Below are 11976 nucleotides of genomic sequence, written 5' to 3' on the forward strand. Positions count from 1 at the left end.
CCCGCCCATCCGGACCGCGCTAACCACGAACCCCTAATCGGCGCGAACCCTGGGTCTAGGTCTCGGCACGTCGTGGCTCGGGCGCCGGCCTCAGCCCGAGCTGGCCTGACCGGCATCTTCAGGGCGAGGAGTCATATGTACCGCCTCGCCAAACTAAGGCGGCGACGTATGCGGGTGGCGGACTACAGTTCCGCGCTCCTCCAAGCAGTCGTGGGCAAACGGCCAGCCACTCGGCGAGCTCCACCTCGAGCGCGCAAGGCTGCGCCCATCTCGACCTGCCGCGCTTGCTAAACCCCCTACTGAGCGCCTTCGACCTCCGACAGGACTTGAGCATCGCGCCAGGCGCGCAGTCCGGTCTTCCGGCTCACACCTGCGTGGTGCAGAGCCTCGTCCTGCGTCAGCCCGTGGGCGCGTAGAGAACCGAGCTGCTTGGCGAGCGTCAGCCGTTCTGGGAACTCCTGGGGGGCTTCGTAGAACCGTGCGTCAGAGAGCAGGGACTTGACCGTGTCGACGGAACGGTTCAATGCCACAGCGATCTCACTGCGGGCCAGGCCGCTTCGTTGCAGGCGAAGAGCTTCGACAGCGTCAGTGCGTCGGACATCCGTCGACACGCTCCTTCCGGTGCTCGCAGTGGTGACCTTGTCGGGCCCCGCCGCGGGTTCCTTGCAGGCTCGTGCCTTCGGTGTGCGTGGCTGGCGGACCTCCGCCGGCCGCTCCGGGCCAGGCGCTGCAGCGAGGAACTGCGCGACGCTGATCACCGGCTTACCCCACTTTGCGGCGTCCCGTGCCTTCCCCGACTGGGTCCCAAGTTCCGCCACCACCAGCAGGTCGCATTTCGTCTTGGTCACGTTGCCCACCGGCGTAAGGCCGATCTCTTCGGCGTAACGCTCTATCTCGGCTCGAGACATGGAGCGGCCGTCGGCGTCGACGGCATCCCCGGTGAAGCAGACCCGCGCACCCTTGAACACCACGGTCGCCAGGTCGAGCTGCGACGATTGCCCGAGCGTGTCTGCAAGACCAGCACCCAGGAGAGGTTCGAGGATGCTCAGCCGTTCGACGATCGACGGTGACAGCCCCGCAGATTTCCGTACCACGGATGCGAGGCGTGCGGCGACCGCGTCGCGGACGGCGTCGTTGTCGACGCCGCAAGCACGCGAGTGCCGCTCTCCCCTGATGACTGCGCTGCTGATGCTCCGGCTGGCGTCTAGGAGCGCGGTAAGGGCCGGCGTCGTGCGCGGCGGTTTGAAGTTGTCCCGCGACAGCAGGTAGGTCATCGCCTCGTCTGAGTCGGCCGTCCCGAAACTCGTCCCTCCCTCGCCGCCGAGGCGCCGGAACGCCGACAGCGCGGCCTGTGCGCGTCCGAGCGCCGAGCCTGCCGTCAGGCCGGAATGCTCTTCTGCTGACAATTCGTCCGGGTCAAGCTCGATCCCGAGCGGAAGTGATCGGACGAGACCCTGCCGTTTGAGTTCGAAGTCGATTCTCCCGAGCGCCTCGTCGACGCCGACACCGACGGGCGTGACGCCTTCGACGAGGCGGGAGATCACGGCCCACGCTTCGGCGAGTGTCGGGGCAAGGACGATGTCGTCGACCGTGATCCCGTAGGCCTCACGTGCTCCCGACAAGTCTCTCTCCGGGTTGATGAGAGTCGACACACTGGTGCCATCGTCGAAGGCGAGGGCAATCTCGATCGGACGCGGGCGTGAGCGGAAGTCGTCCGCTCCGACCTCGAGCACGCCGAGAGCGACATGACGCTCCGCGGCCTTGTCGCCCGCCGAGTCGGCGAGGAACCTCAGGACGCGTCTGTCCGTCCGGAGGTCCTTGGCAAGCACCTCACGGTGGAGCACGATGCCGTCCATCGACGTAGCTCTGCTCAGCGCCACGTAGACCTGCCCGTAGGCGAAGGTGCCCCCGGTGAGGTCGACGACGAGCCGATCGAGCGTCTGTCCCTGGACCTTGTGGATCGTGATGGCCCAGGCGAGCTTGAAAGGCAGCTGTGTGAAGGTCCCGACTTGGACACGGCGCATCGTGCCGTCACTGAAAATCGGTTCGGTGATCTCCCAGGTATGGGGGGTGACCTCAACGGTCCTCCCGCCGTTGAGGTCGACGGTGACCGTTTCTCCGTCATCACTGGCAGCGACGACTTTCCCGAGGGAACCGTTCACCCACCGCCCGGAAGGGTCGTTGTTGAGCAGCATGACCTGCGCGCCCAACTTGTACGTGACACATTCCTCGACGGGCGAGTCAAAGGTGGAGATATCGCCCGTTGAGGTGGAGTCATGCCGGTACAACTGACCGGGAAGCCGGTCAAGCGCCTGTCGGTTCCGTGCGGTCACGATGCGGTTCGTCGGCGCCACGGTGAGCCAGAACTCGTCCTCGGGCGGGAGGAAGCCATCGATGGTTCGGGTGTTTAGTTCCGCCCTCATCTCCTCGACGAGTACACCTTCGCGCACGGCATTGAGCAGGTTCGTCAGCCGTGCGTCTCCAAGCTGACGGAAGATCTTCGTCAGCTGAACCGTGGGGAACGACTCCCGGCTGTAGGCCTGCGCGGAGAAGAAGTACGGCGTCGCATACCGCTCTTCGAGCCAGGCTTCCTCGCTCTCCTTGACGACCGGCGGAAGCTGGAACAGATCTCCCACCAGGACGACCTGCACCCCGCCAAAGGGACGGCCGGGGCGTGGCCCAAACCGCCGCAAGGCGGCCTCGATCTGGTCGAACATGTCGGCCCTCACCATCGATGCCTCATCGACGATGAGCGTTTCCAAGCTCTTGATCACCTTGGCGAAACGACCCGGACGGTACGGACCATTCTCCACGTCGTCGAGCGTTGTCGCCGGGCCGAAGCTAAACAGCCGATGAATAGTCAGCCCCTCAACGTTGAGCGCCGCAATACCCGTCGGCGCGGCGACCACCACGTCCCTGTCCGTGTTCGCCATAAAGTGACGAATCAGCGTCGACTTACCCGTTCCCGCCTTGCCGGTCAGGAACATATTTCCCCCTCCGTTCAAGATTCTCAGCGCCCGTGAGAACTCTTCAGTCAGTTCAAGCTCCGCGGCTCGGGCAGCCTGTGGCTGAGAAGTCCCTTGCTTTACACTTGTCCCAGTCCAGACAGCGGAGCTGCCGACGACGTCGCCCGAAGTGCTTGAACGGGCAGTAAGTTTGCACTTTTCGTTGATTGCAGCGAACATTGCCCGCGCGTCGGCGGTCGACTTCCGACGGAAGTGCACGGTCGTCACCCCGTTTACACGCGCCAGGACGATGCGACCGTTCGACAAAAGCCCCGCATCGACGATTGACACGTCATCGAGTTCGTCGAACGCGATCCGCACCGCGGAGGCACCTAGGGCGCCTCGACCCAGCAGGCCGGCGGCGACGACCATCACATGATCGGCATGGAGCTCCAGACGAGCGCCGTACAGGTCCACGGCGAGCGCCGCCTCCTCCGATGACGTCGAGTAAGTGCTCACGAAAGACCTCCGAGTGACCTGAAACAGCGACGGCAATTAGCGTCGCGTTCCCTTCCGCGCTGTGCCGCCAACGCGAGTTGTCGCAGCGCTCATCGCACGAGGCTAGAACCCGAAGGGGCCCCATGAAGGCGTTTTGGAAGCGTCGCCGTCCGCATTACTCGCCGCCCTTCATACTCGACGAGGCCACCGAACGCAGAGTCAGTGACAGGCTCCGAAACAGTCCAGCCCGGAACGGCCGTAGGAGCGGTGTGTCATCCATCGGCAGGAAGCGGCACTCGCCACGGCGACCCCCGCCACCCCGCGCACATCGACGGAGTCTCCGTTGCTAGGTCTCCCGGGAGCCCTGAACTACGACGAATCTGCCCTAACCGGACAGGCTCATCCATCCATCACCTGGCCGCGCGTCGGGCATATACCCCGCTCACGGAGGTCCGTAGGACGGATGCGGCTTACCACTGGAGCTCTCCCGATCTCCATGGGCCAGCATGACGTTGCTCGGACCAGGAGCGAGCCGGCCGCTTCGCTGTCGTCTCTGGTGTTCGAGCCCCGGTGAAGTCCCTGTAGCACCGAGAGGCGACCGCGGTCCGTGAGATCCCTGGCATGTCACTCCCCGAAGCCCCCGGTCCGCCGAAGGCGGCCGGGGGCTTCGCCGTGAAAGGCCGTGACGCCCCTGGGCAACCGATGCACAACTGCCCCGACCAGGCGGCTCAGGCTTTCCAGACAGTCTTTAGGTTGCAGAACTCCCGGATTCCCTCCGCCGCGAGTTCTCGGCCGACGCCAGAGTTCTTGATGCCGCCGAACGGCAGTTCCGGATAGGAGACGGTCATGCCGTTGACGAACACGGCACCGGCATCGAGGTTCGCGATGAACCATGCCTCCTCGTCCGGGTCGTTGGTCCACACCGAGCTCGACAGGCCGAACGTCGTCTGGTTCGCGATCCGCAGCGCGTCTGCGTTGTCCTTCGCACGGTAGACCGACGCGACCGGGCCGAAGGCCTCCTCCATGACAAGACGGGCGTCGTCGGGGATGTTCTCGATGACCGTGGGCGCGTAGAAGTAGCCACTGTCCTCCGGGATGAAGCCGCCGGCGAGCACGTTGGCGCCCCTCTCGCGCGCGTCCTCGACAAGGTCGGCGAGCTCGTCGCGGCCCGCACGGGTGGCAAGCGGCCCGACCTCGGTCTCGGGCAGGAGCGGGTTGCCGACGACGAGCCGGGACATCCGGCCGGTGAACTCGGCGACGAACGCGTCGTAGACGTCGGCGTGCACGATGAAGCGCTTGCCGGCGATGCACGACTGACCGTTGTTGCTGATGCGTGCGCGCACCGCGGTTTCCGCGGCGGTCGTGAGGTCGGCGCTGGGCAGGACGATGAACGGGTCCGAGCCGCCGAGCTCGAGCACGGCCTTCTTGATGGACTTGCCGGCGGTGGCGGCTACCGAACGGCCGGCGGGCTCAGACCCGGTCAGCGTCACTGCCTTCACCCGCCGGTCCTCGATCACGGCGGCAACCTCGGCCGAGCCGATGAGGAGCGTGCGGAACGACCCCTTGGGAAAGCCCGCCCGCTCGAACAGCGAGTCCAGGAACATCGCCGCCTGCGGCACGTTCGAGGCGTGCTTGAGCAGACCCGTGTTGCCCGCCATGAGCGCCGGCGCGGCGAAGCGGATGACCTGCCACAGCGGGTAGTTCCACGGCATGATCGCGAGCACCGGACCGAGCGGCTCGTACCGCGTCCAGGCTCGCGAGGCACCCACCTTCGATGGGTCGTCGAGCGGCTGGTCCGCGAGGAACGTCTCGGCGTTCTCGGCGTAGAAGCGCATGGACCTCGCGCTCTTGCGGACCTCGGCGACGGACTGCGCGATGGGCTTGCCCATCTCCACGGTGATGAGTTCGCCGAGCCCCTCGGCCTGGTCGTCCAGGATGTCGGCCGCTGCGCTCATCCACGCCCCGCGCTGGGCGAACGTCGTCGTCCGGAGCGTGCGGGCGGCGGCCGCTGACTGGGCGATGCGTTGCTCAACCTCTTCGGGCGAGTGCGGTTCGATGATCGTCTCCGTCGCCCCGGTGGTCGGGTTCACGGTTGCCAGTGCCATGGGGTTTCTCCTCGTCGAGTGGGGTTGCCGCGACGATGCTATTCGAAACGTAGCGTTTTGCATATCGGATATTCTCGGCTAGTCTCACGGCGACGAGGAGGTCCGATGGGCGAAACGAAGGGCTTGCGCAGCGCGCGCAGGATGACCGATGAGGTGCTCGGCATCCTGCATGCGCGGATCGTCGACAGCATTCTTGCCCCCGGCGAGAAGCTCGACATCGAGGCCATCGCTCGGGAGTTCAGCGTCAGCAGGACCCCGGTTCGCGAGGCGGTGCTCCAGCTCGAGTCGCTCGGGCTCGTCGAACGACTCCCCTACCGGGGCTCGGTCGTCGCGGCGCTCAGCGAGGAGAACCTCGACGAGGTCACGGCGCTGCGGGTGGCTCTCGAAGGTCTCGCCGCCGAGCTGGGCGCGCCCCGGTTGACGCCGCTCGAGCTCGCCCGGATGCGGGCCATCCTAGTCGAGCTCGACGAGGCGACCGACGCGCCCGATTTCTCGCTCGGCCGGTTCAACACCCTCAACCGCGAGTTCCACCGGATCATCTATGCGGCCGCCGGCGCCCCTGTGCTGCTGCGCCTGATCGACCAGCTCGGAGCCGCGGCCGACCGCCTGCGGCTGCACAGCGACGTCCGCGGCAGCGGCGCCGACTCACAGCACCGAGAGATCCTCGACGCCTGCGAGCGCGGCGACTCGGCGTCAGCCGGCGAGGCCACACGGCGCCACGTCGCGCAACTGGTCCAGTCCCGCCACGCGCCCCCCGCGCACGGCCTGCTCGCCCGGACGCTGGCCTCGGTCTCCACCCCCACCTTCGAAGGAGTACTCGCACGATGAGTTCTGACGGCCGACTCCCGGCCAGCCCGCCACTGTTCCTCACCGACAAGGACGTCGAGGCCCTGTCCAGCTGGACCCACGCGATCGACGCGATCCGGGCCGCATACTCCAAGCCCGAGAGCGCCGAGCGCACGCCGGGCCGGATCTTCGCGCAGAGTCCCCGCGAGTGGATTCGCGTCATGCCCTCCGTCCCCGAGGAGGGCAAGGTGTTCGGCACGAAGTCGATCGTCGGGTCCTTCGGGGACGAGCTGCGGGTGAGCTACCTGATTTCCCTGTTCGACAAGGAAACCGCCGACCTGGTCGCCCTCGTCGACGGCAACCGTGTCACCGGCCTGCGCACGGCGGCGACGACGGCGGTGGGCACGGAGGCCATGACGCCGGCACGCCCACTGATCGTGGGCGTGATCGGCTCGGGCTTCGAGGCTCGCTCGCACCTCACCGCCCTGGCGACGCTGCGCGACTTCGCCGAGGTGCGCGTGTTCAGCCCCACGCCGGCGAACCGCGAGGCCTTTGCGCGCGACTTCGACGCTCTGCTCGACGCTCCGGTCACCGCTGTCGCGTCTGCGCAGGCGGCGGCCGAGGGCGCCGACCTGATCCTGTGCGCGGCCCGCTCACGCGACGAGTCGCCGACGGTGCAGGCCAGGTGGATCGGCGCGAACGCCACCGTTGTCTCGATCGGTTCGACCACGCCCGCGCAGCGCGAGCTGCCGGCCGACCTCATCGCGCGCGCGGCGGTCGTCGTCGCTGACGCACCGGAGGAGGTCGTGCACGGCAGCGGCGACCTCATCGCCGCACGCAAAGAGGGCGTCGACGTCGATGCGCTCGTCGTCCCGCTGTCCGCTGTCCTGCTCCACAAGGTCCCCATCGACCTCGACGCGGGCATCCGAATCTACAAGTCGACCGGCTCCGGTCTCCAGGACATCGTCGTCGCCGAGATGCTCTACGACCGCGCCCGCAACGATGGCTACGGCTACGACCTGCCCGTCAGCATCGTCACAACCAAGAAGTGAGGAAGAACAGCACCATGGTGGACTACACGAAGAGCGAGGCCCGCGACTGGGCCAAGCAGAACTGGAACGGCTGCATCGCTGTAACCATGCCCTCCTACACGGCCGACTTCTCGGGCATCAACGAAAAGGCGATCGCGCACGACATCCTCAAGCTCAAGGAGCTCGGTTTCGCCGGTACCCTCCTCGTCACCGAACTGAACGTCACGCCCGAGGAGAACGCGCGGATCACCGCCGTCGCCCGTGAGGTTGGCGGCCCGGACTTCCAGCTGTTCTTCCACTGCTCGTTCAACACGCTCGAGGAGAACCTCGCGGCGCTGAAGCTCGCGGAGAAGGCGGGCGTCGACTCCGTCCTGCTCTCCTACCCCACGTCGTACTGGCCGACGAGCCTGGACGAGGTCTTCGACTACACGAAGACCCTCTGCAACTCGACGGACCTAGGCGTCATGCTCTTCGGCCTGCCCGCCTGGGGCTTCGAGCGAATTCACCCGGCCGGCATGCCGGTCAAGTGGGTGCGCAAGGTGCTCGACGAGATCCCGAATATCGTCGCGATCAAGGCCGAGCAGGGCTACCCCACCATCGGCGGCATCATGGAGATGTACCACCACTTTAACGGCGAGGTGATCATCAGCTGCCCCATCGAGAGCGAGACGATTCCGCTGATGTCGGTGCTCGACTTCCAGTTCTCCGGAACCAGCAACACCAACTGGACCTCCGACTACTTCCCCCGCGCCTTCAACCTCGCCCGGAACGGCAGGTGGGAGGAGGCGATGGAGCTGTGGTGGCAGGTCGCGCCCGCCCGCGCCGCCAACGTCGCCATCCTCACCGGTTCTTCCGTGGGCACGACCGTCATCAACCGCACCGGCTGGAAGTACCAGGAGTGGCTCGCGGGCTTCAACGGCGGCGCGCTGCGGGGCCCGGCCGGGCGCCTGCCGGACCGCCTCATGAAGCAGGCCCGCGCGGCGCTCGTCGCCTCCGGTCTGCCCGTCACCGATTCTCCCGACGAGGAGTTCGTGCGCGGTCGCATCCCCGCCTGACCCACGTCGCGACGGATTGCTCGAGGGGCTGGCCCCAGCTGATGGCACCAGCCCCTCCTCCGTCCAGTCAGCCAGCCTGCCATGCTGAATCTTTGGCCGAGCCTGGTCTAGACCGTGGCCCTGGCATCTTCACGGACGAGGGCTTTCAGTCGCGCGACGGGAACTGCGGTAGTTCATGGCAACGGCGGCCGCCACGCGCCCGTCCCGGGTCCACCGCACGAGGGCGGAGCCGGGCAGGGTCGCCGTCGAGGACCTCGGGTGACCCATTGGCGGGGATCCGACCCGCGATCTTCACCGCGATGCCGAACTGCCCGGTCCAGAAGTAGTAGTGCCTGACGTACGGCGCGGCGGAGGGATGCAGTAGGCCGCGGGCCGCAGCGCGCGCTTGGGCGACGGCGCTGGTCCAGTGCGGTGTGCGTCCGTGCCGGCGTTCCGCGACGCGCCTGACCACGCAGTCCCCCGCCCCCGTGATGTCGGGAAGCACCCGGCAGCCCACGTCGACGAGCACCCCCCTTGACGAGTCCGAGACCGCATCCTGATAGCCACTCGGTGTTCGGGACATCACCTACCGCAGAGATGATCAGGTCCGCCTCGATGCGATTCGATACACCGGTCATGATGGCCTGGACAGTGTTCCCGACGAGCGTTGCGCCAGCAGCAACGGCGTGGACGAATGAGACGCCCTGCTGTTCCGCACGGTCACGCAGGATGCGTGCAATCCATCGTCACAGGAGCGCCTCCTGAGTCGGCTCCTGGTGGACGACAGTCACGGCAAGACCTCGCCGACGCAGTGTCGATGCCACCTCCATGCCGAGGAAGCCCGCCCCTACGACGAGTGCGCTCCGCGCCTCGAGCAGGCGTGCTGCGATGAGCTCGGCGTCCCGCACGGTGGGTGGTACGACGAGCTCTCCCCGTTGCGCCGGCGCCGCGAGTCGTCTGACGCGTGCCCCCGTGGCGATGATCAGACCGTCATAGCTGAGCTCGCGGCCACGCGCGAGCCGCACGGTCCGGTTCACGGGGTCGGGCGCCACCGCGCTCTCCACGCAGCAGCCGGACGTCGTCGGGCAGTGGCGGAAGGGTCGGGCTGTCGACGGACTCCGTGCCGCCGAGGATGCCGTTGGAGAGAATCGGGCAGAGGCCGGCGGGCTACATGATCGCCGTACCTTCGACGGAACCCCGCCGAGCGGGATCTGTCAGCTTGCGACCGTGCTCGGACGGCGGGTGATGAGCTGATGGATCTCAGCCCGAAGCTCCAGATAGTCGGGCCGGGACTTGGTCTCGATCTGGTCGCGGTGACGCCCCATCGGGATCGAGATCTCGCGGGTGACGGACGCCGGCTGACCGGCGAGCACGATCACCTTGTCCCCCAGGTACACCGCCTCCTCGATGTCGTGTGTGACCAGAAGGATGGTGACCTCGAGCCGCTCACGGATTGTCAACATGAGGTCTTCCAGGTCGGCCCTGGTCTGTGCGTCTACCGAGGCGAACGGTTCGTCCATGATCAATACTTCCGGCCGGTAGGCCAGCGAGCGGGCGATCGCAGCGCGTTGCTGCATCCCGCCCGACATCTCCCACGGGTACAGCCGCGCCGCGTGCTCAAGGCCAACGTCACGCAAGGCCTGCATGACCCGCTCCTCGCGTTCCGCGCGCGCCAAGTTGTAGCGTCGCAGCGGCAGCTCGACGTTTTTCCCGACCCGCATCCACGGCATGAGGGAGCGGCTGTAGTCCTGGAATACCACCGACACCGCCGCCGGAGGTTCCGTGACAACCGTGCCGTTGATCCGCACTTCGCCCGTGTCGGCCGGGCCGAGCGCCGCAAGTGCGCGGAGCAAGGTCGTCTTCCCCGTTCCAGACGGCCCGACGATGCAGACGAACTCGCCCTTCTCGGCCGAGAACGACACGTCGGCCAAGACGTGCTTGGTGCCGTAGGACTTGCCGATGCGTACAGCTTCCAGGACCGGTTCAGTCTTGTTGCCAAGCATAAAGATCCCTGCTCTCAGACTCAGGTGCGTGACTTGCGATGCCAGGCGAGCGCGCTCCGCTCGACAAGCATCAGGATGAGGTTGAGGAGGTAGCCGATGATCCCGAGCAGGATCATCCCCGACCACATCTCCGGGAGGGAGAACTGCCGCTGCGCCTGCAGGATGAAGTAGCCGATCCCACGCGAGGCGCCCAGCAGCTCACTCGCGAACATCAAGATGACCGAGACGGCGAGGCTGGCCCGGATGCCCGCGAAGATCTGGGGCGCCGCGCTGGGGATGACGATCCGGAAGATCCAGTCGACGGGCCGGATCCGGTTCGATCGGGCAACGTCGATGGTGGCAGGATCGATACCACGCACCCCGTCGATGGTGTTGAGCAGCACCGGCCACAACGCACCGAGCACGATGGTGACGACGCGCATGTCCTGACCGAGGCCGATCAGCTGGATCGCCAGCGGCAGCAGGGCGACGGCCGGCAGATACCGCAGGAACTGCAGTACCGGGTCCACCGCCGTCGCGACGTACCCGTTGAGGCCGAGGAGGACACCAAGCGCGATGCCGAGCACGATCGAGATCCCTAGCCCCAGTCCGATGGACTGCAGGCTTGGCACCACGTGCTCGCCGACGAGGGCGAACAGCCACAACTCGCGGAACTTCTCAACGATCAGCGCCAGCGGTGGGAAGAAGATCGAGGTGCTGTCGGCGCTGGCGAACCACCAGGCGGCGACGAGCACTGTCGGCACAACGATGGGCAAGATGAACCGCGGGACTCTCGCCATCATGCGGCCGATCGCTTCCGATAGGAGGGGTGCCAGGCCAGCGCGAGGGCCTCGAGCCGACGGAAGCCCGCGTTGACCGCCACGCCCAGGACGCCGCACAGGAAGATGTATGCGTACATCTCAGGAACGGCACCACCCAGTTGACTTGTGAGGATCTGCTCACCCATCCCACCGGCGGGAATCACGAGCTGGGCGCTGATCGTGATGAGCAGGCAGATCGCTGCGGCGAGCCGGATGCCTGTGGCGATATAAGGCAGCGCGGTGGGTACGAGCAACAGCGTGATCGTGTCCCGGCGCCGGGTCCGGAAGGAGCGGAAGGTGTCCCTGGCGACCCTGTCTACGTCGTGTGCGCCGTAGATGGCCTGCATGGTCACCGCCCAGACGGCACCGAAGAACGCCAGGAGGACGGTGCTCTGGAGCCCGGAGCCGTACAGCAGGACGACCAGCGGCACCAGCACCAGCGCCGGGATCGTGCGGAGGAAGTCCAGGGAGAAGACGGACATGCGATAGGCGATGCGATTCATCCCGAGGGGAAAACCGGCGGCGACGCCGACGACGACGGCAAGTACGAGGCTGATCGCCCAGCCTGCCAACGTGATGCCGAGAGGTTCCCACACCGCATCGGATGCGATCACCAAGACGACGGCGCTTCCCACTTCGACGGGCGTCGGCACGGCGCCGAGCCCGCCCAGGCTGGCGCCAAGGTGCCAGAGGACCAGCAGCGCGACCACTACCGCCACCTGCGCCACGCGCGGGGATCGCCTGAGCTGAGCCATGCGCGAAGGGCGCCCGGAT

General features: G+C 66.8%; 9 protein-coding genes. 3 read left to right on the top strand and 6 right to left on the bottom strand.

Annotation, left to right across the window (positions count from 1 at the left end; genetic code table 11):
• Positions 1-296: 296 nt before the first annotated feature.
• Both KZX45_RS16255 and KZX45_RS16260 read right to left on the bottom strand, forming a co-directional pair.
• A complete protein-coding gene (locus tag KZX45_RS16255; protein WP_248258800.1) occupies positions 297-3464 on the bottom strand; it encodes an AAA family ATPase in 3168 nt (1055 codons plus the stop codon).
• 707 nt (positions 3465-4171) lie between these two features.
• Complete coding sequence (locus KZX45_RS16260; protein ID WP_248258801.1) at positions 4172-5548, bottom strand: aldehyde dehydrogenase family protein; 1377 nt, start codon at positions 5546-5548, stop codon at positions 4172-4174.
• 105 nt (positions 5549-5653) lie between these two features.
• Between KZX45_RS16260 and KZX45_RS16265 the strand changes: the two genes are divergently transcribed.
• The 3 genes from KZX45_RS16265 to KZX45_RS16275 are packed head-to-tail and all read left to right on the top strand — an operon-like array spanning position 5654 to position 8420.
• Positions 5654-6376: a GntR family transcriptional regulator gene (locus tag KZX45_RS16265; RefSeq protein ID WP_248258802.1), complete on the top strand. Its 723-nt coding sequence runs from the start codon at positions 5654-5656 to the stop codon at positions 6374-6376.
• Positions 6373-7386, top strand: a complete 1014-nt coding sequence (locus KZX45_RS16270) for an ornithine cyclodeaminase family protein (protein WP_248258803.1) — start codon at positions 6373-6375, stop codon at positions 7384-7386. Before KZX45_RS16265 ends, KZX45_RS16270 begins: the two co-directional genes overlap by 4 nt.
• Entirely contained in the window at positions 7383-8420 is a 1038-nt protein-coding gene (locus KZX45_RS16275; RefSeq protein WP_248258804.1) for a dihydrodipicolinate synthase family protein, read from the top strand. The genes KZX45_RS16270 and KZX45_RS16275 overlap by 4 nt, the downstream gene beginning before the upstream one ends.
• Positions 8421-9145: 725 nt before the next feature.
• Here KZX45_RS16275 and KZX45_RS16280 read toward each other — a convergent pair.
• The 4 genes from KZX45_RS16280 to KZX45_RS16295 form a co-directional block, all read right to left on the bottom strand.
• Positions 9146-9451, bottom strand: coding sequence for an FAD-dependent oxidoreductase (locus KZX45_RS16280; RefSeq protein ID WP_248258805.1), 306 nt, complete (start codon positions 9449-9451; stop codon positions 9146-9148).
• Between the two features lie 162 nt (positions 9452-9613).
• The gene (locus KZX45_RS16285; RefSeq protein WP_248258806.1) at positions 9614-10402 is read right to left on the bottom strand and encodes an ABC transporter ATP-binding protein; all 789 of its coding nucleotides are present in this window, start codon (positions 10400-10402) and stop codon (positions 9614-9616) included.
• 20 nt (positions 10403-10422) lie between these two features.
• Positions 10423-11136: an ABC transporter permease gene (locus tag KZX45_RS16290; protein ID WP_248258807.1), complete on the bottom strand. Its 714-nt coding sequence runs from the start codon at positions 11134-11136 to the stop codon at positions 10423-10425.
• A 44-nt stretch (positions 11137-11180) separates the two neighbouring features.
• Positions 11181-11912: an ABC transporter permease subunit gene (locus KZX45_RS16295; RefSeq protein WP_248258808.1), complete on the bottom strand. Its 732-nt coding sequence runs from the start codon at positions 11910-11912 to the stop codon at positions 11181-11183.
• Positions 11913-11976 lie beyond the last annotated feature (64 nt).

The sequence above is a fragment of the Georgenia sp. EYE_87 genome, from assembly GCF_023148685.1.
GTDB lineage: Bacteria > Actinomycetota > Actinomycetes > Actinomycetales > Actinomycetaceae > Georgenia.